General features: G+C 67.2%; 22 protein-coding genes and 1 tRNA gene. 6 read left to right on the forward strand and 17 right to left on the reverse strand.

The genetic code is table 11. From position 1 onward, the window contains the following. Positions 1 to 67: 67 nt before the first annotated feature. From coaBC to ubiE, 5 genes are all read right to left on the reverse strand, one after another. Positions 68 to 1,309 (reverse strand): bifunctional phosphopantothenoylcysteine decarboxylase/phosphopantothenate--cysteine ligase CoaBC, encoded by a 1,242-nt coding sequence (coaBC, locus tag E0E05_RS01625; RefSeq protein WP_131615108.1) that lies wholly within the window; start codon positions 1,307 to 1,309, stop codon positions 68 to 70. A 9-nt stretch (positions 1,310 to 1,318) separates the two neighbouring features. Then, the gene (locus tag E0E05_RS01630) at positions 1,319 to 1,729 is read right to left on the reverse strand and encodes a type II toxin-antitoxin system VapC family toxin (RefSeq protein ID WP_131615109.1); all 411 of its coding nucleotides are present in this window, start codon (positions 1,727 to 1,729) and stop codon (positions 1,319 to 1,321) included. Next, positions 1,726 to 1,974: a FitA-like ribbon-helix-helix domain-containing protein gene (locus tag E0E05_RS01635; protein ID WP_131615110.1), complete on the reverse strand. Its 249-nt coding sequence runs from the start codon at positions 1,972 to 1,974 to the stop codon at positions 1,726 to 1,728. The genes E0E05_RS01630 and E0E05_RS01635 overlap by 4 nt, the downstream gene beginning before the upstream one ends. 66 nt (positions 1,975 to 2,040) lie before the next feature. Next, entirely contained in the window at positions 2,041 to 3,618 is a 1,578-nt protein-coding gene (gene ubiB, locus E0E05_RS01640) for a 2-polyprenylphenol 6-hydroxylase (RefSeq protein ID WP_131615111.1), read from the reverse strand. Positions 3,619 to 3,622: 4 nt separating this feature from the next. Next, on the reverse strand, positions 3,623 to 4,399 hold the full coding sequence (ubiE, locus tag E0E05_RS01645; RefSeq protein ID WP_131615112.1) for a bifunctional demethylmenaquinone methyltransferase/2-methoxy-6-polyprenyl-1,4-benzoquinol methylase UbiE: 777 nt from the start codon (positions 4,397 to 4,399) through the stop codon (positions 3,623 to 3,625). A gap of 146 nt (positions 4,400 to 4,545) precedes the next feature. On the opposite strand from ubiE, the gene E0E05_RS01650 reads away from it, so the two are divergent. The 3 genes from E0E05_RS01650 (at position 4,546) to E0E05_RS01660 (ending at position 6,875) form a co-directional block, all read left to right on the forward strand. Beyond that, positions 4,546 to 5,520, forward strand: a complete 975-nt coding sequence (locus E0E05_RS01650; protein ID WP_131615113.1) for an adenosine deaminase — start codon at positions 4,546 to 4,548, stop codon at positions 5,518 to 5,520. An 83-nt stretch (positions 5,521 to 5,603) separates the two neighbouring features. Further along, the gene (upp, locus tag E0E05_RS01655) at positions 5,604 to 6,233 is read left to right on the forward strand and encodes a uracil phosphoribosyltransferase (RefSeq protein WP_039722501.1); all 630 of its coding nucleotides are present in this window, start codon (positions 5,604 to 5,606) and stop codon (positions 6,231 to 6,233) included. 114 nt (positions 6,234 to 6,347) lie between these two features. Then, complete coding sequence (locus E0E05_RS01660) at positions 6,348 to 6,875, forward strand: retropepsin-like aspartic protease family protein (protein ID WP_131615114.1); 528 nt, start codon at positions 6,348 to 6,350, stop codon at positions 6,873 to 6,875. On the opposite strand, the gene deoA is transcribed toward E0E05_RS01660, so the two are convergent. The 7 genes from deoA to E0E05_RS01695 are packed head-to-tail and all read right to left on the reverse strand — an operon-like array spanning position 6,872 to position 13,914. Beyond that, positions 6,872 to 8,185: a thymidine phosphorylase gene (gene deoA / locus E0E05_RS01665; RefSeq protein WP_131615115.1), complete on the reverse strand. Its 1,314-nt coding sequence runs from the start codon at positions 8,183 to 8,185 to the stop codon at positions 6,872 to 6,874. The two genes, E0E05_RS01660 and deoA, sit on opposite strands and share 4 nt — an antisense overlap. Beyond that, positions 8,185 to 8,982: a purine-nucleoside phosphorylase gene (locus E0E05_RS01670; RefSeq protein ID WP_131615116.1), complete on the reverse strand. Its 798-nt coding sequence runs from the start codon at positions 8,980 to 8,982 to the stop codon at positions 8,185 to 8,187. The genes deoA and E0E05_RS01670 overlap by 1 nt, the downstream gene beginning before the upstream one ends. Further along, a complete protein-coding gene (gene cdd / locus E0E05_RS01675) occupies positions 8,979 to 9,380 on the reverse strand; it encodes a cytidine deaminase (protein ID WP_131615117.1) in 402 nt (133 codons plus the stop codon). The genes E0E05_RS01670 and cdd overlap by 4 nt, the downstream gene beginning before the upstream one ends. A gap of 2 nt (positions 9,381 to 9,382) precedes the next feature. Beyond that, on the reverse strand, positions 9,383 to 10,354 hold the full coding sequence (locus tag E0E05_RS01680; RefSeq protein ID WP_131615118.1) for an ABC transporter permease: 972 nt from the start codon (positions 10,352 to 10,354) through the stop codon (positions 9,383 to 9,385). Positions 10,355 to 10,364: 10 nt separating this feature from the next. After that, the gene (locus E0E05_RS01685; RefSeq protein ID WP_131615119.1) at positions 10,365 to 11,498 is read right to left on the reverse strand and encodes an ABC transporter permease; all 1,134 of its coding nucleotides are present in this window, start codon (positions 11,496 to 11,498) and stop codon (positions 10,365 to 10,367) included. Between the two features lie 8 nt (positions 11,499 to 11,506). Next, positions 11,507 to 12,376, reverse strand: a complete 870-nt coding sequence (locus E0E05_RS01690) for a hypothetical protein (RefSeq protein WP_131615120.1) — start codon at positions 12,374 to 12,376, stop codon at positions 11,507 to 11,509. Continuing rightward, a complete protein-coding gene (locus tag E0E05_RS01695) occupies positions 12,373 to 13,914 on the reverse strand; it encodes an ABC transporter ATP-binding protein (protein WP_131615121.1) in 1,542 nt (513 codons plus the stop codon). Before E0E05_RS01695 ends, E0E05_RS01690 begins: the two co-directional genes overlap by 4 nt. 179 nt (positions 13,915 to 14,093) lie before the next feature. On the opposite strand from E0E05_RS01695, the gene E0E05_RS01700 reads away from it, so the two are divergent. Together E0E05_RS01700 and E0E05_RS01705 are read left to right on the forward strand one after the other, a co-directional pair. Continuing rightward, a complete protein-coding gene (locus E0E05_RS01700) occupies positions 14,094 to 14,306 on the forward strand; it encodes a SlyX family protein (protein ID WP_131615122.1) in 213 nt (70 codons plus the stop codon). Positions 14,307 to 14,327: 21 nt separating this feature from the next. Continuing rightward, positions 14,328 to 16,115, forward strand: a complete 1,788-nt coding sequence (locus E0E05_RS01705) for an SLC13 family permease (protein WP_131615123.1) — start codon at positions 14,328 to 14,330, stop codon at positions 16,113 to 16,115. An 87-nt stretch (positions 16,116 to 16,202) separates the two neighbouring features. On the opposite strand, the gene E0E05_RS01710 is transcribed toward E0E05_RS01705, so the two are convergent. Continuing rightward, positions 16,203 to 16,278 (reverse strand) — tRNA-Thr (locus E0E05_RS01710). Positions 16,279 to 16,484: 206 nt separating this feature from the next. On the opposite strand from E0E05_RS01710, the gene E0E05_RS01715 reads away from it, so the two are divergent. Next, a complete protein-coding gene (locus tag E0E05_RS01715; protein ID WP_131615124.1) occupies positions 16,485 to 18,551 on the forward strand; it encodes a hypothetical protein in 2,067 nt (688 codons plus the stop codon). 37 nt (positions 18,552 to 18,588) lie between these two features. Here E0E05_RS01715 and E0E05_RS01720 read toward each other — a convergent pair whose 3' ends face one another. The 4 genes from E0E05_RS01720 to E0E05_RS01735 form a co-directional block, all read right to left on the reverse strand. Beyond that, positions 18,589 to 19,281, reverse strand: coding sequence for a L,D-transpeptidase (locus tag E0E05_RS01720; RefSeq protein WP_131615125.1), 693 nt, complete (start codon positions 19,279 to 19,281; stop codon positions 18,589 to 18,591). Positions 19,282 to 19,291: 10 nt separating this feature from the next. After that, complete coding sequence (locus E0E05_RS01725; protein ID WP_131615126.1) at positions 19,292 to 19,852, reverse strand: L,D-transpeptidase; 561 nt, start codon at positions 19,850 to 19,852, stop codon at positions 19,292 to 19,294. A gap of 53 nt (positions 19,853 to 19,905) precedes the next feature. Next, a complete protein-coding gene (locus tag E0E05_RS01730; RefSeq protein ID WP_131615127.1) occupies positions 19,906 to 20,247 on the reverse strand; it encodes a hypothetical protein in 342 nt (113 codons plus the stop codon). Positions 20,248 to 20,348: 101 nt separating this feature from the next. After that, positions 20,349 to 21,128, reverse strand: coding sequence for a SapC family protein (locus tag E0E05_RS01735; protein WP_131615128.1), 780 nt, complete (start codon positions 21,126 to 21,128; stop codon positions 20,349 to 20,351). Positions 21,129 to 21,133 lie beyond the last annotated feature (5 nt).

A 21,133-nucleotide genomic window follows, 5' to 3' on the forward strand; every position in this document is an offset into this window, starting at 1 on the left:
AGAAGATAGGTCCATCGACACGGCAGGGCGAGTGCTGACCGTGTGAACGCATCGTTCGAAACGCGTGTCAGGTCGTCAGCGTTTGCAGATGCCGGGCGACCAGATCGGCGATGCGCACGGCCACCTCGGCCTTGTCCATTTCCGGCCACCGATCGGCATCATCCTTCGAGACGAGCGTGACCCGATTGCGGTCGCCGCCCATCACCCCGCCTGCACCGCCGATTCCGCTGTCGTGCGAGACGTCGTTGGCGATGATGAAATCGGCGCCCTTGCGCGCCAGCTTGGCCCGCGCGTTTTCGGCCAGTTCCTGCGTTTCGGCGGCAAAGCCGATGACCAGGCGTGGCCTTTGCGTGGCGTGATTGCCCACCGAGGCGAGGATGTCGGGGTTCTCGGCGAGCGCGATCGCATCGATCCCGCCCGCCTGCTTCTTGATCTTCTCGTCCGCTTCGCTGGCCGGCCGGTAGTCGGCGACGGCGGCCGCGAAGATCGCCGCATCGGCCGGCAGCAATTGATGGACCGCGTCGTGCATCTCGCGGGCGCTTTCGACCGCGATCACGTCGACGCCGGGCGGATCGGCAACCTGGACCGGACCGGAGACCAGCCGGACCGTCGCGCCGAGATCGGCGAGCGCGGCGGCGATGGCATGGCCCTGCTTGCCCGAGGAGCGGTTGGCGATGTAGCGCACCGGGTCGATCGGCTCGTGCGTCGGACCGGAGGTGACGATCACGGTCCTTCCGGCGAGCGGTTTGGGCCGATCGTCCAGCAGCCGTACGACGGCTGCGACGATCTCCAGCGGCTCGGCCATGCGGCCTTCGCCCGCCTCGCCGCTCTCGGCCATCTCGCCCGCATTGGGGCCGACGAATGCGATCCCGTCGCCGGAAAGCGTGTCGCGGTTTCTGCGCGTCGCCGGATGGGTCCACATGGCCGGGTTCATCGCCGGCGCGACGAGCACCGGGCTGGACGCGGCCATCAGGACGGTCGACGCCAGATCGCTGGCGAGCCCGTGCGCCATCTTCGCCATCAGATCGGCGGTGGCCGGCGCGACCACGATCAGGTCGGCCTCGCGCGCCAGCCTGATATGGCCGACATCGTGCTCGTCCTGGCGGTCGAACAGATCGGTGAACACGGTATCGGCGGTGAGCGCACCGACCGCGAGCGGCGTGACGAACTGCTCGGCGGCCGAGGTCATGACGCAGCGCACCTGCGCGCCGCGCTCGCGCAGCCGGCGGATCAGGTCGAGACACTTGTAGGCCGCGATCCCGCCGCCGATGATCAGGAGGATGGTCTTGCCGGAAAGGGTCTTGTGCAACGCCGCGCCTCAGCCGGCCGGAAGGGCCGATGCGATGTCGGTATGGACGAAATCGTCGCCCTTGAACAGGAGCGGCAGGTTTCGCGTCCTGGCGAGCGCGTAGGAAAAGCAGTCGCCGAGGTTGAGATCAGCATCATGGCCGGTCCCGCGCCCATACTGGCGATAGGCCGCGATCGCCGTCTCCAGTTGCCGGGCGTCGAACGCCGCCACCTCGAGACGAAGATCGGCAACAAGACCCGCCAATCGTTCGGCCCCGTCTGGTATGCGGCGCCTGATCATCACGCTGTGGCCCTCCAGCACCGATGCGGTCGAGATGGCGCAACGGTCCTCGTCGGCGATTGCTTGGGCGAACGCGAGCGCGCCGGGCTCGTCGAACAGGATGCAGATGAGGGCCGATGTATCGACGACAAACCCCCTCACAGCAGACCTTCGTCCCACATTCGGTCGGTCATCCCTTTGAGATCGAAAGGCCCGTCGGGTCTGCGCGCGTAACGGCGCAGGATTTCCTCGGCACTGACCTTGCCGGGCTCGGCGTTCTCGTGGCGGGCTGGCCTCGCCAGACGGTCCCGCGCCTCCTGCTCCATGGAGACCCCGCGTTCGGCGGCCGCGCGGCGGATGTCGCGCTTGACCTCTTCATCGAGATTCCTGATCGTCAGCGTGGCCATCTCAAGCTCCGTCAATGACTGCAATGTATGCATTGCAAGCAATGCAGTCAAAGGGGCGGACGCCGATCAGCTCACCGCGATCGCCACCCAGATCGCCGCCAGGGCGATGATCCAGAGCGCCACGCGGCCCCAACGGCTCTCGCGGGCTTCGGCCTTGCCGATCGCCTCGACGGTCTCGGGTGCCAGCTTCATGCCGATTTCGGCCATCTCGCCGATCTCGTGGGTCAGCTGCTCGGTCCGCTTTGCCAGATCGGGCAGTTGCCGCGCCAGCCGGTAGGCGGCGTGCAGGCCCTCGCGCGTGTCGTTGACAAGCGCGGCGGGGCCCAGATTGTGCCGCACCCATTCGCCGACGATCGGCTCGGCCGCCGCCCACATGTCGAACTGCGGATCGAGCATGCGCGCATTGCCCTCGGCGACGACCATCGTCTTCTGCAGCAGCAGCAGTTCGGGACGGGTCTGCATGTCGAAGATGTCGGTGACGTCGAACAGAAGCGTCAGCAGATTGCCCATCGAGATCGTGTCGGCCGACTGGTCGCGGATCGGTTCGCCCACCGCGCGCAGCGCCTGGGCGAACGCCTCCACATCGTGCGAGGCCGGCACGTAACCGGCCTCGAAATGCACCTCGGCGACGCGCCGGTAGTCGCGCCGGATGAAGCCGTAGAGGATCTCGGCCAGAAAGCGCCGCTCCTTGATGCCGATCCGCCCGGCAATGCCCAGATCGACGGCGACGATGTCGCCGTTCGGCACGACGAACAGATTGCCCGGATGCATGTCGGCATGAAAGAAGCCGTCGCGCATCGCATGGCGCAGGAAGGACTGGATGACGTTGACGGCAAGCTTGGGCAGATCATGGCCGGCCGCACGCAGCGCATTGACATCGCTCATCTTGATGCCGTCGATCCACTCCATGGTGAGCACGTCGCGGCCGGTGCGCTGCCAGTCCACCTTCGGCACGCGGAAGCCCGGATCGTCCCTGGTGTTCTCGGCAAGCTCGGACAGCGCCGCGCCCTCGAGCCGCAGATCCATCTCGATGCGGGTCGATTGCGCGAGCGTTTCGGCGATGGCGACCGGCCGTAGCCGGCGCGACGACGGGATGTAGCGCTCCTGCAGGCGCGCAAACAGGAAGAACGCTTCCAGATCGCGGTCGAAGCGGGCCCGCACGCCCGGCCGGATCACCTTGACCGCCACCTTGCGCTCACCGCCGTTGGCGCCGCGCGTCACCGCCGGATGCACCTGGGCAATCGAGGCGGCGGCGATCGGATCTTCGATGCGGGCATAGAGGTCATCGACAGGCAGGCCGAGCGACTCCTCGATGCGACGGTAGGCATCGGCGCTCGGAAAGCTCTCCATATTGTCCTGAAGATTGGCCAGATCGACGGCCATCTGCAGGCCGATAATGTCCGGCCGCGTCGCAAGGAACTGGCCCAGCTTGGCATAGGAGGGTCCGAGCCGCGCGATCGCCCTTGTCATGCGCTGGGCGCTGCCGAGCCCTTCGGTGCGCTTGCGGGCAAGGCGGGTCGCGATCGTGTGCCCGGTCAGCGCCGGACCCGACAGGCCCTGCCGCGGCAGCGCCGCGATCACGCCTTCACGCGACAGCACCCAGACCGCACGCACCAGACGCAACGCTGCGAACAGGTTTGCCATGAGGTCAGATTTTCCAGCCCGAGTGCAGCGCGGCGATGCCGCCCGAATAGTTGCGCCAGTTGACGCGGACGAAGCCGGCCGCCTCGATCATCGCGGCGAAATCGCGCTGGCGCGGAAACTTCGCGATCGACTCGACGAGATAGCGATAGGGCTCGGCGTCGCCGGCAACCACTTGGCCGATCCGCGGGATCGCGTTGAACGAGAACGCCTCGTAGATCCGGTCGAGCATCGGCACGTCGACCTCGGAGAATTCGAGGCACAGGAACCGGCCGCCCGGCTTGAGCACGCGGTGCGCCTCGCCCAGCGCGCGGGGGATATCGGGCACGTTGCGGATTCCGAATGCGATCGTATAGGCGTCGAACGAACCGTCGTCGAACGGCAGTTCCTCGGCATTCGCCTCGACGAAGGTCAGATTGTCCGAAAGCCCGCGCTTATCGGCGCGTTCGCGACCGACATCGAGCATCGAGCCATTGATGTCGAGCACGGTAACCTCGGCATTGCGGCGCGATGCCTCCACGGCGCGGAAGGCGATGTCGCCGGTGCCGCCGGCCACGTCCAGCATGCGCCAACCGTCGCGCCTGGGCGGCGCCAGCGCGGCGATCATGGCGTCCTTCCAGATCCGGTGCATGCCGCCCGACATCAGGTCGTTCATCAGATCGTAGCGGCGGGCGACCGAATGGAAGACGGTGTCGACGCGGGCCTGCTTCTCGCCTTCGCCGATCTCGGCGAAGCCGAAGCTGCGTTTCATCGCGTCGCCTGCGCCGGTTCTCGATGTGGACATGTCGGCTCCGCTCGAAAAAAGCTGCGTGCGTTTCAAACGCTTGCCGGTGTAGAGCAAAAAGGCCCGCAGGCAAACGCGTCACCGTATCGGCCAGTTCGGGTGGCCGGCGCAAGCGCCCATTCGTCGCGGGTCAGGGGGAGAACGGCATGGTGCCCAAGGCGGAACTGCATTGCCACATCGAAGGGGCGGTCAGCCCCGCGCTCGCCGCGCGGCAGGCGGCCGCCTATGGCATCGATCTTTCGGCGATCATCGTCGATGGCGCCTATCGCTGGACCGACTTCACCGAATTCCTGCATGTCTACGACACGGTCGCCGCGCTGTTCCGGACGCGGGAAGACTATGCGCTGCTCGCCCACGACTACCTGACCGGCCTTGCCGCCGAGGGCTGCCTTTATTCGGAGTTCTTCATCTCGACCGATCATGCCGAGATGACCGGCCTCGCGCCGCAGGCCTATATCGAGGGACTGGCCGAGGGCATCGAACGGGCAAAGGCCGAAACCGGCATCGAGGGCCGCATGATTGCCACCGGGCTGCGCCATGGCGGCCCCGAGGCGGTCGAACGCGCAGCACGCTTCATCGTCGACCATCCCCATCCGCTGGTCACCGGCTTCGGCATGGCCGGCGACGAGCGCATGCATCACCCGGCCGACTTCGTGCGCGCCTTCGGAATCGCGCGGGAGGCAGGCCTGCGCATCACCGTCCATGCCGGCGAACTGTGCGGTGCGCAAAGCGTCCGTGACGCGCTCGATCATCTTGCGCCCGAGCGGATCGGCCATGGCGTGCGCGCCATCGAGGATCCGGCCCTCGTCGAAAGGCTGGCCGACGAGGCCATCGTGCTGGAAACGTGCCCGGCCTCGAACATCGCGCTGAAGGTGTTTGCCGACTATCCGTCTCACCCGTTCGTGGCGCTGCGCGAGGCCGGCGTGAAGGTCACGCTCAACTCCGACGATCCTCCGCATTTCCATTCCTCGCTCGCAAACGAATATGCGATCGCCCGCGACCATTTCGGCCTCGACGATGCCGCACTGACGAAGGTCACCCGCACGGCCATCGAGGCCGCGTTCTGCGACGAGGAGACGAGAACGCGGCTTCTGGCCAGGCTCGGCGACGGAAAGGCCTGATCTGTGAACGACCGGGCCACGGGCTTCCGCCGGCGCACGGGCCGCGCTAACCTTGCAAGGCTTTCGGTTCAGAGGCGTTTTTCATGAAGCAGGTCACCGTCGTCGATCACCCGCTGGTCCAGCACAAGCTGACGCAGATGCGCAAACGGGAGACCTCCACCGCAGGTTTCCGGCGGCTGCTCGGCGAGGTCTCGCACCTTCTGTGCTACGAGGCGACTCGTGAGCTGCCGATGACGAAGGAGACCATCGAGACGCCGCTGACCGACATGGAGGCGCCGATCCTGGCCGGCAAGAAGCTGGTCTTCGCCTCGGTCCTGCGCGCCGGCAACGGCTTGCTCGAAGGCATGCTCGATCTGGTGCCTTCGGCCCGTGTCGCCCATATCGGCCTTTACCGCGACCCCGAAACGCTGCAGCCGGTCGAATACTATTTCAAATCGCCCGACGACCTCTCCAACCGGCTGACGATCGTCGTCGACCCGATGCTGGCGACGGCGAACTCGGCGATCGCGGCCGTCGACAAGCTCAAGGAGCGCGGCGCGGCGAACCTGCGCTTCGTCTGTCTTCTGGCCGCGCCCGAAGGCATCGAGAAGTTCTCAAGCGCCCATCCGGACGTGCCGATCATCACCGCTTCGATCGACAGTCATCTGAACGATCATGGCTATATCGTGCCCGGGCTGGGCGATGCAGGCGACCGCATGTACGGCACCAAATAGGCGGCATTTGCGCGTTTCCCTCAGCAATTGGTTAACCGGCGCGACAATCGACGTCGCGGCCTAACCGTTTGCCAAGCCGGCCATGGCACTCTGCGCGCGGCGGAGGGAGAGCCGATGCTGCGCTATATGGTCATTCTGGGCATGGTCGCGTTCGCCGCGGTCGCCTTTTCCGATTTCGTCTCCGACAACCCGCAGGCCGTGCAGTCGGCGGCGCGCGTTGGCGCCCCGGTGGTCGACGAGACCGAGCGCGGCAGCGGACCCGTCTCCCTGTCGGGCACCGAGCGCCTGCGCGCCGATCCACGCGGGCATCATGTCGCCGAGTTCCGCCTCAACAATCACCGCGTGGCGGGCATGATCGACACCGGCGCGACGACCATCGCGATCAACCAGAGCACCGCGAAGCGCGCTGGCATCCGGCTGACCGAGGCGGACTTCGTCTATCGTGCCCAGACCGCCAACGGCACGGTCCGGGCCGCCCGCGCGGTGCTCGACGAGGTTCGGGTCGGTTCGATCCGCGTGCGCGATGTCGAAGCGATGGTGCTCGAAGACCGGGCGCTGTCCACGGTGCTCATCGGCATGAGCTTCATGAACCGGCTGCGCAGCTTTTCCTACGAGAACGGAACGCTGGTGCTCAAACGCTAACCGGTGATCGTTTCGGCGATCACCGGGCGCTCGGCCGGCGTCTCATCGCCGATCGTGAGTGCTGCCAGGACCGCCTCGCGGGCGCGCGCCATCGACGCCTCGTCGCGCGCATGAAGCCGCGCGACCGGATCGCCCCGGTCCAGTTTCGTGCCTGTTCCGGCGATCCGGTCGAGCCCGACGGCATGGTCGACATCGTCCTCGCGCCGCCGGCGGCCGCCGCCCATCTCGACCACGGCGACGCCGAGCGCCCGCGTGTCCCAGCCGGCAAGAAACCCGGGCTCGGGCGCGGTCACATCCTCGATCAGCGGCGCGACCGGAAGATGGTCCTCGTAGCGCTCGACGAAGTCGGCCGGTCCGCCGAGACCGGCGACCATCTGCGAAAAGCATTGCGCGGCCGTGCCGTCATCGAGCGCCTGCAGCGCGCGTTCGCCGGCCCGGGCAAGATCGGTCTCGTGCCCGGAAAGGACGATCATCTCGACCACGAGCGCCAGCACCACCTCCTGCAGGCGCGGATCGCGATGCTCGCCCGTCAGGAACCGCACCGCGTTCGCCACCTCGACAGCGTTGCCGGCGGCCGAGGCGAGCGGTTCGTTCATGTCGGTCAGGATCGCGGCGGTCTTCGTTCCCGCGCCATTGGCGACCTCGACCAGGCTTTTCGCCAGCGCCCGCGTGTCGTCCATGTCGTCGATGAACGCCCCGTTTCCGAACTTGACGTCGAGCACCAGCGAGCTGAGCCCGGCGGCGAGCTTCTTGGACAGGATCGAGGCGGTGATCAGCGACAGGTTCTCGACCGTCGCCGTCACGTCGCGCACGCCGTAGATGCGCTTGTCGGCCGGCGCCAGATCGCCGGTCTGTCCGATGATCGCGCAGCCGACCTCGCGCGTGACCTTGTGGAACGTCGCATTGTCGGGCGCGACATCGTAACCGGGGATCGATTCCATCTTGTCGAGCGTGCCGCCGGTGTGTCCCAGACCCCGGCCCGAGATCATCGGCACGGCAAGCCCGCAGGCGGCCGCCATCGGCGCCAGCATCAGCGAGACATTGTCGCCGACCCCGCCGGTCGAATGCTTGTCGGCGACGGGCCGGTCGATGTCCGACCAGTCCAGCACGTCGCCGCTGTCGCGCATGGCGAGCGTCAGCGCCACGGTCTCGTCCCGGTCCATGCCGTTGAAGAAGATCGCCATGGCGAGCCCGGCGATCTGCGCGTCGGTCACCGATCCGTCGGTGACGCCGGCGATGAACTCGGTCACCTGCTCGGGCGTCAGCGCGCGGCCGTCACGCTTGGCGCGGATGATCTCCTGGATCAGCATCAGTGCGAATCCGCGATGAAGCGCGTCAGGATGGTCTGCAGCCGCTTGCCGCCGACCGGCGCCATCTGCTTGGTCTCTTCGTGCGACAGTTCGCCGCCCGTCATGCCGGCGGCGAAATTGGTGATCACCGAACAGGCCGCGCAGTTGAGCCCGACGAAGCGGCCGAGGATCACCTCGGGCACCGTCGACATGCCGACCGCGTCGGCGCCCAGCGTGCGCGCCATGCCGATTTCGGCCGGCGTCTCGAAGCTCGGCCCGGAGAACCACATGTAGACGCCCTCGCCGAGCGCGATGTCCTCGGCCCGGGCGGCGGCGCGCAGCCGGTCGCACAACCCGTCGTCATAGGCGTTCGTCATGCCGACGAAACGGCGGTCGCTTTCCTCGCCGATCAGCGGGTTGGTGCCCGACAGGTTGATGTGATCGGTGATCAGCATGACCGAGCCGGGCGCCAGATCCTCGCGCAGCGAACCGGCCGAATTGGTCAGAACAAGGTTCTTGATGCCGAGCCCGTGCAGGATCTCGATGACCGGCCGCATCACGGCGGCATCGCCCTTCTCGTAATAGTGGGAGCGTCCGGCCAGCATCAGCACGGGCTTGCCGGCGAGCGTGCCGGCGACCAGTTCGCCCGCATGGCCCGAAACGCCCGAGGCCGGAAAGCCGGCGAGCTCCGAATACGGCAGATGGACCGCGTTCTCGATCGCGCCGACGAGCCCGCCAAGGCCCGATCCGAGCACGAACGCGGTCTGCGGCGCCAGCCCTTCGAGCCGCTCGATGATATGGTCGATGGTGGTGATCATCCGGTCAGCACGTCCCCGTCGAACCCGAGCGGGAAGATTTCGGCCATGGTCAGCGTCTGCACGATCGCGCCGTCCGCGCAAAGGTGCAGCCTGGCGTCCGGGGGCGCGAACTCGGCGAGTCGTTGGCGGCAGCCGCCGCATGGCGTGCAGCGCGGCAGCCTTTCGGCGATCACGCAGATGTCGGTGATCGTGCCGCCCTGGCCCATGACGTAGTGCGACAGCGCCGTCGTCTCCGCGCACCAGCCTTCGGGATAGGAGGCGACCTCGATGTTTCCACCCGAAAAGATGCGCCCGTCCGCGGTCAGGATCGCCGCGCCGACGGGAAACTGCGAATAGGTCGGGCGGGACTTGCCCATCGCGTCGATCGCCGCGGCGAGCAGCGCGTCGAGATCGGCCATGCTCAGCGCTCCTTCACATAAGGCTGGCCGCCCGCCTTGGGCGGCACCGCCTTGCCGATGAAGCCGGCCAGCAGCACGACGGTCAGGATGTAGGGCAGGGACTGCATGAATTGCGGCGGAACCTCGAACAGGCCGATGTCGATGCCGGCGAACCGGATCGCGACCGCGTCGAGGAAACCGAACAGCAGGCAGGCGAACATCACCGGCACCGGCTTCCACTTGGCGAAGATCAGCGCTGCGAGCGCGATGAAGCCCTTGCCGGCGGTCATGTCCTTGACGAAGCCGGCATTCTGCGCGACCGCCAGATAGGCGCCGGCGAAGCCACAAAGCACGCCCGTGCACATCACCGCCCGGTAGCGCAGCCAGGTGACCGAGATGCCCGCCGTGTCGACCGCGCCGGGGTTCTCGCCGACCGCGCGCAGCCTGAGGCCGAAGCGCGTGCGGAACAGCACCCACCAGGTGAACGGCACGGCGGCGAAGGCAAGATAGACCAGGATCGAGTGTCCCGAGATCAGTTCCGAATAGATCGGACCGAGGACCGGTACGTCGCGCACGGCCTCGGCGAAGGGCAGTTCGATCGCGGTGAAGCGGCTGCCCTCGGCCATCAACGCCGGCGTGCGCCCGCCCTGCCGGAACCAGGCCTGGCCCAGAATGATCGTCGTGCCGGCGGCGATGAAGTTGATCGCGACGCCCGAGACGATCTGGTTGCCCCTGTGGGTGATCGAGGCGAACCCGTGCACCAGCGCAAGGAAGGTCGACACGATGATGGCGAAGAGCAGGCCGATCCAGGCGTTGCCGTAGACGGCGGCGGCGGCCGCGCCGGCGAAGGCGGCGGCCAGCATCTTGCCCTCCAGGCCGATGTCGAAAATGCCCGAGCGCTCCGAATAGAGCCCGGCGAGGGCGGCGAACATCAGCGGGATCGCCAGCCGGACGGTCGAATCGAGGATCAGGATCAGCGTTTCGAAGATGCCCATCGTGCCGCTCCTATTCGCCCGGCTGCGGTGAAGGCTTGAGCGTGCCCCCGCCGGCCATGTGGAACAGCCGCGCGATGGTCGGCCTGAACATATGCTCGAGCGCGCCGGCGAACAGGATCACAAGGCCTTGGATGATGACGATCATGTCGCGCGAGATCGTCGGCATCTCGAAGGACAGTTCGGCGCCGCCCTGGTAGAGCATGCCGAACAGGATCGCGGCGGGGATGATGCCAGCCGGGTGCGACCGGCCCATCAGCGCCACCGCGATGCCGACGAAGCCGGCGCCGGCGACGAAGTTCATCTGCAGCCTTTGCTGATCGCCCATCACCGGGTTCAGCGCCATCATGCCGGCCAGAGCGCCCGAAACCATCATCGTGATGACGATCACCTTGGTCTGGTTGATGCCGGCATATTTCGCCGCCGTCGGCGAATAGCCCATGGTGCGGATCTCGTAGCCGAGGCGCGTGCGCCAGATCAGCACCCACACGCCGAAGGCGGCCGCGAGCGCCAGAAGGAAGGTGATGTTGAGCGGAGCCGAGCGGATCGTCAGCCCGAACATCTCCAGCATCCAGTCGAGCCTCGGCAGATGCGCGCCTTCGGCGAAGGTACGGGTTTCGGGCGCCATCGAGCCGACCGGCTTGAGCGGGCCGACCAGCAGATAGACCATCAGGCTGGCCGCGATGAAGTTGAACATGATCGTCGTGATGACGACGTGGCTGCCGCGCTTGGCCTGCAGCCAGGCCGGGATCAGCGCCCAGAGGGCGCCTGCGAGCGCCGCCATCATCGTCGCGAGCGGCAGGTTGATCCACCAGGGAAAGACCGAATCGAAGGCGAGGCAGGCAATGGCGACGCCGAGGCCGCCGACATAGGCCTGGCCCTCGCCGCCGATGTTGAACAGGCTGCAATGGAAGGCGACGGCCATGCAAAGGCCGGTGAAGATGAAGTTGGTGGCGTAAAACAGCGTGTAGCCGATCCCGTCGCCCGAGCCGAACGCGCCCTGTACCAGAAGCTGCGCGGCGCGGACCGGATTCTCGCCGACCAGAAGCACCACGAGCCCGGCGACGAGGAACGCCACGATCACGTTGACCAGAGGGATCAGGCCGTAATCGACCCAGGGCGGCAGTTTGGCGTAAGGGGCGGCCATCGGGCGGTCTACTCCATATAGCCGGTTTCGGTCAGAAACAGGCGCAGCGCCTCGGGAAACGGCCGTGAGGCCGTCTCCGCCTCGGGGCAGTCATAGATGGCGACGTCGGCATCGCGGCAATATTCGAGGCCCCAGGTGACGTCGGGGTCGTATTCGGCGTCCGCCCGGGCCAGGGGGTCCGGCTCGCCCAGCAGAAGCTGGATCGCCGCATGGGTCGCCAGCCAGGAATTGCGTGATTCGCCCGCCGCGGGAATGTCGCCCATCCGGTCGAGCCGGGCGCGCACATGCCACTGGAAGTCGGGATCGGCGGTCAGGTCGACCCGCTCGCCTCCACGGACGCCCAGGATCAGCGGCGGCGCATACGAGCCGGCATAGGACGCGAACTGGTAGAGGAACCGGCCGTCATGGGTCATGAACTCGGCCGCGCCGTCGCCATTGCGGTCGGTCAGGCTCTCGGGAACCGGCCCGCCGTCGAACTGGCCGATCTCCACCTCGGTCCAGTCGCCCGAGGCGGTCGCGGTAACGGCGCTGACCAGATTGCAGCAATGGGCACCGCCTGTATAGCTCGACAGAAAGACCTCGCGGCTCTCGTTGGCCGGATCGATCTCCGCGATCTGAACGACCGGAACCTCGAACATGGCGAACAGATCGTCGTAGCGCTTTTCGAAGACGGCGGCGCCGTCCATGCTGACGGTCAGCCGTGCCGCCGTCGCACCGTCGCCATCGGTGCTGACATCGAGCCGCACGTCGAGCGCATCGACCCCGCCCGCGTAGGCGCCCGGCCCGTCCGGCATCAGCGTCACCTGCGCAAGAGCCGGCTGCACCATGAGTGCGGCAAGGACGCCGGCGACGGTCGCGAGCCGCGAACCGGGCCTCACTCTGCCGCCTCCTTGGCTGTCTCACCCTCGACCCCCGCCATCAGCAGGCCGAGTTCGCCCTCGGTCGCGTCCGGACCGCGTTCGCCGACGACGCGGCCGGCGAACATCACGAGGATGCGATCGGACATCGAGCGGATTTCGTCCAGTTCCACCGAGACCAGCAGCACCGCCTTGCCGGCGTCGCGCATCTCGATGATCCGCTTGTGGATGAACTCGATCGCGCCCACATCGACGCCGCGCGTCGGCTGACCGACGATCAGCACGGTCGGATCCTGCTCCATCTCGCGCGCCAGCACGATCTTCTGCTGGTTGCCGCCGGAGAAATTGGCGGTCTTCAGCCGGCAGTTCGGCGGCCGGATGTCGTACTTCTCGATCTTGTCGCGGGCATCGGACCGGATGCCTTCGATGTTCAGCATCGGCCCGTTCACATATTCGGCGTCGCCATGATAGCCGAGGATCGCGTTCTCGTTCTCCTCGAACTGCAGGACCAGACCCATGTGATGACGGTCCTCGGGCACGTGCGCCATGCCGCGCTTGCGCAGCATGAACGGATCTGCTTCCCCGGTCACGCCGATCGGCTCGCCGTCGAGCAGCACACGGCCCGTCTCGGCGCGCCGGATGCCGGCGATCGCCTCGATCATTTGGCTCTGCCCGTTGCCGGCGACCCCGGCGATGCCGACGATCTCGCCGGCGCGCACCTCGAACGAGACATCGTCGACCATCGTCACGCCGCGGCTGTCCTTGACCGTCAGGTTCTCGACCTTGAGCTTGACGTCGCCGGGTTTGGCCTCGCCCTTTTCGACCCGCAGCAGCACGCGCCGGCCGACCATCAGCTCGGCCAGTTCCTCGACCGATGTCTCGGCCGTCTTGCGCGTCGCCACCATCTCGCCCTGGCGCATGACCGAGACATTGTCGGTCACCGCCATGATCTCGCGCAGCTTGTGCGTGATCAGGATGATCGTCTTGCCCTGGTCCTTGAGCTGTTCGAGGATGCGGAACAGATGGTCGGCTTCGGCCGGCGTCAGCACGCCGGTGGGCTCGTCGAGGATAAGGATCTCGGCGCCGCGATAGAGCGCCTTGAGGATTTCCACGCGCTGCTGCAGCCCGACCGGCAGTTCCTCGATGATCGCCGAGGTATCCACCTCGAGCGCGTATTCCTCCTCGAGCCGCTTGAGTTCGGCGCGCGCGCTGGCGATCGATCCGTTCAGGAGCTGCGCGCCCTCGGCGCCCAGCATCACGTTCTCCAGCACGGTGAAGTTCTCGACCAGCATGAAGTGCTGGTGCACCATGCCGATGCCCTTGGCGATCGCGTCGTTCGGCGTGTTGATGGTGACAGGCTTGCCGTCGACTTTGATCGTGCCCGCATCGGCCTGGTAGAAGCCGTAGAGGATCGACATCAGCGTCGATTTGCCGGCGCCGTTCTCGCCGATGATGCCGTGGATCGTGCCCTTCTGGACGGCAAGGTTGATGTCGCGGTTGGCGTGGACGGGCCCGAAACTCTTGTCGATTCCGATCAGCTCGATTGCATAAGGCGCCATGCGCTGTCCGTTTCCCGGGGCCGGAAGAAAGATGCGTGAAACGGGCAAATCCTAGCATTTTCATTGCTTGAATCCAGCCCGAAAAGGCGATCATCTGGTGCCCGGCGGCGCGGGCCCCTCATGCCGCTTGGCCGGCCTTCGCGCCCCGTGCTACGCTGAGGGTCCGCGATGGGATTTCAATGGCCAAGACCGACGGTGAACGACTGGACGATCTGGAGATCCTGGCCGCCCACCAGGCGCAGATGCTCGACGATCTCAACGATGTCGTGGTCGCGCAGGGCGAGGTGATCGCCGACCTGCGCCGCAAGCTGGAAGTCTACGCCCGCCGCCTCGCCGAGACCGAGGAGCGCGTGCGCGGAACCGTCCCCGTCGACAAGCCGCCCCATTGGTGAGCGGACACGCGGCGAACCGCCATGGCGCTTGATCCCGACATGCTCGGCCCGACCCTGACCGGTGCGCTGATCATCGCCATGTTCGTCGCCTTCGCCCGCGAATGGCGCACCCCCGAGGTGATCGCCGGGCTGGGCGTGGCCGTACTCCTGGCCGCCGGCATTCTCGAAACGCCCGACGTGCTGGCGGTCCTCTCCTCGCCGGCCATCGCGACGATCGCGGCGATGTTCGTCGTTTCGGCCGGACTGGTCCGCACCGGCGCGGTCGACCGGTTCGCCCGGTTCGCCACGAACCGCGCCAAGACGCGCCCGGCGCTCGCCTTCTTCGCCTTTCTCGGCGCGGCCGCGGCGATGAGCGCGTTCATGAACAACACCCCGGTCGTGATGCTGATGATCCCGGTCGCCGTGCAGATCGCGCGGCAGACGGGCCAGGCGTCCTCGCAGCTTCTGATCCCGCTGTCCTATGCGGCGATCCTGGGCGGAACCTGTACGCTGATCGGCACGTCGACCAACCTTCTGGTCGATACGGTCGCCCGCGATCAGGGCCTTCAGCCGTTCGGCATCTTCGAGATCGCGCCGGTCGGCATCGTCGCGGCCACGGTCGGCATCTGCGCGATGTTCGTCGCCCGCCGCATCCTGCCGGTGCGCCAGGACATGGCGAGCCTTGGCGGCGGTCAGCAGGGCCGCCGCTTCATCGTACAGGCCGTCATCGACGAGGGCTCGCCCCATGTCGGCGCCCGCGCCCGCGAGGTGATCGCCTTCAACCAGCCCGAACGTCGGATCATCGACGTGCTGCGCGGCGACCTGTCGCTGCGCCGCGACCTCGACAATGTCATCCTCGATCCGGGCGACATCGTCGTGCTGCGCTCGCCGGTGGCCGAAATCCTGTCGATGAAGGAGGAGGGCCAGCTCGGCGGCGACCGGCGCCTGCAGCAGACCGGCGCGCGCTCGTCCGCCCTCGTCGAGATCCTGATCGGCCCGGATGCGCGGGTGCTGGGCCGGACCCTGCGCCATCTGCGGCTGCGGCGGCGCTACGGCATCTATCCGATCGCGCTGCACCGGGGCGGCACCAACATGGCCGACCGGTTCGAGACCACGCCGCTGGCCGTCGGCGACACGCTGCTGATCGAGGGCGCGCCCGAGGACCTGTCGCGCTTTGCCGAGGAGAACGGGCTCGTCAACGTCTCCCAGCCGGCCGAGCGCGGGTTCCGGCGCGACAAGGCCCCGCTTGCGATCGGCATCGCGCTGGCGGTCGTTGTCGCCGCCGCGCTGAACATCGTGCCGATCGCCGGCGCGGCGATGATCGGCGCGGTGCTGGTGCTCGTGACGCGGTGCGTGGAGGCCGACGAGGCGGTGCAGGCCGTCGACTGGCGGGTGCTCGGCCTGATCGCCGGCATGCTGGCGATCGGCACGGCCATGCAGAAGACCGCGCTCGCCGACATCGTCGTCGGCGCGATCGAGCCCTGGCTGATGGGTCTGGCGCCGATCGTCGCGCTCGCCTGCGTCTATCTTCTGACCACGGTGCTCACCGAACTGGTCACCAACAACGCCGTGGCGGTGATCGTCACGCCGGTGGCGATCGGCCTTGCCACGGCGCTCGGGCTCGACCCGCGCCCGTTCGTCGTCGCGGTGATGATCGCCGCCTCGGCGAGCTTCATCACGCCGATCGGCTACCAGACCAACACGCTCGTCTACAATGCCGGCGGCTACCGCTTTACCGATTTCCTGCGGCTTGGCCTGATCATGGACGCGACCACCTTCGTGTCGGCCATGGCGATCATTCCGCTGATCTGGCCGCTCGTGCCGGCCTGAAGCCGCAGGGCATGCCGCAGGCCACCAGGCGGTCGCCCGCGACGAGGTGCGATGCACCAACGATTGCTGCATTGTGGCTGAAAGAAGTGGTGCCGCTGATAGGACTCGAACCTACGACCCCATCATTACGAATGACGTGCTCTACCAACTGAGCTACAGCGGCGAAGACCGTTTCGGTGCCGTCTGGGGCATCCGGCGGACCTCAGCGCTTTACCCGCGCCGGACGGCAGTTTCAAGAGCCCGTCGCGCGAGAGCGCCAACATCGTTTCCATTCTTCCGGCGCTCTGACATGATGGTGTCGCCACGATGGCGCACCAGGGGCGGCGGCCCGCTGATCGGGCGGTCGCTCACGTTCGGGAGGGGATCGAGATGCTCCGATTTTCGCTTGCAAGCCATGCCATGGTTCGTGCGCTGGGCGGCATCGCGCTCGGTGGGCTCGCCGCGTCTCCGGCGGCCGCCGATCCGGCCATCGTCGAACAATGGGTGGCGCGCGCCGCCGAAAGCGCGGTCATCGATCTGACGGTCGACGATATCGGCCACGATCCGCAGGCCGACCGGACCACGGTGACGGGCTTGTCGATCGAACTGTCGCTCGACGAGATGGCCCGCGTCGTCGGCGCGATGGTCGGTGCGTCCGAGGACGCCGAGACCGGGCCCGCTGGCGCGGTCACCTATCGCCTGCGGTTTCCCGCGATCTCCTTTGACGGACTGGCGGCGGAAGGTGGCTATCTGAGCGCCGATGCGGTCGAGGCCGACGTCCTGCTCGTCGATGCCGAAATCGATGTCGGGGATGCCGACATCGGCCCGACGAGCGCGATCTACGAGGGTCTGAGCATCACCGATCTGCGCTGGGCGCAATGGCCTGAGGTTTCCGCGCACCACGACCGACCGGCCTCGCAGTTCCTCCCGCCATTGCGGGCGCTGACCGATGTGAGCTTCGCGCGGATGTCGATCAACCAGGTGATCGCGCGCTCGGCGATCCCCGACCGGGACGGAGAGGTGGTCCAGCGCATCGACGGCATCGGCCTGTCGGATGCGGCGGGCGGCGATATCGGACGGCTGACGGTCGAGGCCTATGCCATGAGCGCGCCCGACGAGGAGAGCGGCGAGCCGGTGGCCGTCGCCGCGGGCCCGATCAGCGCGACCGACTACAATTACGGCACGATGATCGATGTCATGTTCGGCGACACGAACACCGACGATTACGCGACCGCGGTCGGAGCGTTCTCGGTCGCCGACATGCGCGTCTCGGCGCCCGGCGATGGACTGTCGCTGCGGATCGACGCGATCGCGGCGAACGATATCGGCGTGCGAACCCCGCAAACGGACATTCTGTCCTATCTTGACGCGCTGATCGTCGCCGGCCGCGCCGATCCCGACTTCGAGCCAGAGGCCGAAGCGCTGATCCGCTTCGTTGGCGCGATCTACGGCGCTTTTCGCCTGGGCGAGTTCGAGGTCTCGGGGATCGTCTTCGACACCGACGATGAAGCGTCGGGGCTGCTAGCGGCCTACGGCCTGCGCGATCTGTCCGCCGCAGGGCTTGGCTCGGCCTATCTGCGCGGCCTCGACGTTCGCGGCAAGGATGGCGAGCACATCCGCTACGACCAGTTCGAGGTCAACGAGATCGGCTTTCCGGCGCTCGAGGCGCTGATCGCGCTGGGCATGGCGAGCGAGGACGGCGAACCGCCGGCGGAACTGGTGCTCGCCGCGTTGCCGACGCTCGGCCGGATCATCAATGCGGGCGTTCGCGTCCGGGTGCCCGAGCAGGACACCGACTTCGCCCTCGATGGCAGCGTCTTCGAGATGTCCGACCATATCGGTCCGATCCCGACCCGTCTTGCCCTGACCGTCGATCGTCTGCGGGTGAACGTGGCCGATCTCGAACCCCAGATGCGGGAGGCGATCGCCGGGCTCGGCTACGACCAACTCGTCCTGTCCGCCGATATGCTGGCGCGATGGGAGGCGGCAACCAGCGACGTTCATCTCGAGGCCGCCGCCGAACTTGCCGAAGGCGGCAGGCTGGCGCTCGAGGGCCTGATCGGCGGCGTGCCGCGGCTGATCTTTGAAAAGCCCGATCAGACCGCCGCGATGGCCCTGCTCGGCGCAACGTTCAAGCGGCTCGATGCGCGTTTCGACGACGCGTCGATCGTCGAACGCGGCATCGCGCTGGCGGCCGCCGAGCAGGATGAGTCGCCCGAGGCGATCCGCGCCCAGCTTTCGGCCATCGTGCCGGTGATGCTGGCGGAACTGGGGGATGCGGAACTGGCGGCCAGGGCGACCGCCGCGATCGGCCAGCTCGTCGACAACGGAACGCCGGTCGCCCTGAGCATCGGCGCGCCCTCGCCGGTGCCGCTCGTCGCCCTGGGCATGAGCATGCGCTCCAACCCCGCCTCGATCGTCGACGCGCTCGAGATCGACGTGACGAACCCGCAATGAACGGCCCGCCCGCACGGGGCGGACGGGCCGGCGATCGTCAGGTGACGATGATCGGCGCGGGCGGCGGTACCCGCTCGTAGAGGTCGATCACGTCCTGCTGCAGCATGCGCACGCAGCCCGACGAGACCGCCTTGCCGATGGTCCAGTACTCGGGCGAGCCATGGATACGGTAGAGCGTGTCAACGCCGTCCTGGAAGATGTAGAGCGCGCGTGCGCCGAGCGGGTTCTGAAGCCCGGGCGGCATGCCGCCATTGCGCACGCTCCATTTTTCCAGTTCGGGCTGCCGTTCGATCATCTCGTCCGGCGGCGTCCATTTGGGCCACTTTCGCTTGTAGGCGACCGTGCCGCGGCCCGACCACTCGAAGCCGGCCCGGCCGAGGCCGACGCCGTAGCGCATGGCCATGCCGCCCTCCTGCACAAGGTACAGGTAGAAATCGTCGATATCGACGATGATCGTGCCTGGCCTTTCGGCGGTCGGATAGCGCACCTGCTGGCGCCAGTAGCGTTCGGGCACCTTGGAGATGTCGATCGCCGGCAGCGGAAACTGCTCGTTCGGCATCGGCCCGTAGGCGGCCACCACCGTCGGCGACGGGCGCGGGTCCGCTGGCCTCACCGGCACCGCCGCCGCCCTTCGTGACGGCGCGCTGGTGGTGCAGCCGGCCAATGCAAGTCCTGCCAGGCCTGCCGCACCCGCGGCAAACCGGCGTCTGGTCAGATTTTCTTGAGTCATTTCGTGTGCGTTATCCCAGTACCACCACCGGCGTGCCGAGCGGCACGCGGTCGTACAGATCTTCCACATGCGCGTTCAGCATGCGAATGCAGCCATTGGACACCGATCGTCCGATACTTTCCGGCTCCGTCGTGCCGTGAATGCGGTACATGGTGTCCCGGTTCCCCCGATAGAGGTAGAGCGCCCGCGATCCGAGCGGATTGCCCGGCCCGCCGGGCACCCCGTTCGCGTATTTGGCGTATCGGGCAGGATTGCGGCGGATCATGTTGTCGGTCGGCCGCCAACTTGGCCATTCGGCCTTGCGCCTGATGACCGCCTCGCCCCGGAAGGCGAGGCCGGCCCGGCCTACGCCGACGCCGTAGCGGCGTGCGCGGGCGGGCGTTTCGGTCCAGTACAGATAGTGGTTGCGCGGATCGACAACGATCGTGCCGGGCGCATAGCCGCCAAAGCGCACCGACTGCGGTTCGAAACGGGGCTCGAGCCGGAAGTCGGCGTCGTGGGCGTGGGCCGGAAGCACGGGCGCCAATAGGCTCGTGCCCGCTCCGGCTATGAAGATGCGTCGTGAAAGCATGTTGGTCTCCTGAATCAAGACGTGACCGGGCGCGGCCCGGGGCGAGATGCGCCTCAGGAGATCGGCGGCCGCTCCAGACCCTTGCCATAGTGAATGGCGGGACGATGGGCCGGCAACTGGCCGTGCTCGAGCGGCGGTGACTGCGCGCTGAACCGGTGCAGCGGCAGAAGGAAGGCGCAATCGCCGTTCTTGATGCACGGGCCGTTCGTCGACTCGGTCGCCGATGCGGCGCCGGGATCGGTCATGGCGGCGAAGGTCGCCTCGACCACGCCGTCACCGACGGTGGCCACCACATGCATGGCGCCATCGAGCACCTTGGTCGACGCGCGTTCGAGCGCCACCGCATGGGTGGTCAGAACGGACGCGAGCAGAACCATGGCGACGACGATACGCATGCACCGTCTGTACATTCCCGATTGTGAATACGCCATGAATGCCCGATCACGAGCGCGTGAGCGGCATCGGGCGGTGGCGATGGCGCGGCGGGCTCCGGCCGCTACTTCGCCGTGGCCGCCGCGATGTTGCGCCAATTGCGCATCGAGATCAGATGGCAGTAGATCAGGGAAAGCGCGCCGTTCTTGCGCAGCGACAGGAATGTCTCGTCGTCCAGTTCGCCGAGCTTCTGCTCGTCGACCACCTTGAACCCGGTGATGCGGCGTTTGGTCTCGTCGGGGAGCGTCACGTCGGCATTGCGCTCGACGAGGATGCCGGTCTCGGCGATCTGTCCCAGCAGCACATCGGTCTCCAGAAGCTGCCTGTGATAAGTCGTGCAGAACTTGAACGCGTTTTGCGCCGTTTCGCTCGGCTTTCCGTCCTCGAACAGCGGCTCGCCCTTCTTGTCGCCGAACCATCGGCTCTTCAGGTCGGCGGCGAGCGTCAGCTTGTCCTGCTCGGTGTCCTCGACGAGGATGAACGGATAGCGCCGCACATAGGCCGGGATGTAGGCGCCGGTGCGCCATTTGCCGGATTTCTCCACGAACCTGTTTTCGCCCGTCGTGTGCCCGGTGATCACGTGCGCGGCGTGCTTGTCGCCCTGTTCGCTGAAGACGATCGGATAGTGCAGGGCCGCTTCGGGAAACTCGGCGGCGGCGACGATGATCGCGTTCAGACCCGCCGCGCCGGGGAACTTGTTGGCCGGCGTGAACCGCAGGTCGCCATGCAGTCCGGCCGACAGCACCGACACCGTCTCGTACATGGCCGGAAGGCTGCGCTCGGTGTTGGCCTTGCCGTTGGCCGCGTCCGCTGCGGCCGGTTCCTTGGTGGTCGCGTCGCTCATCGTGT

Source organism: Roseitalea porphyridii, assembly GCF_004331955.1.
GTDB lineage: Bacteria > Pseudomonadota > Alphaproteobacteria > Rhizobiales > Rhizobiaceae > Roseitalea > Roseitalea porphyridii.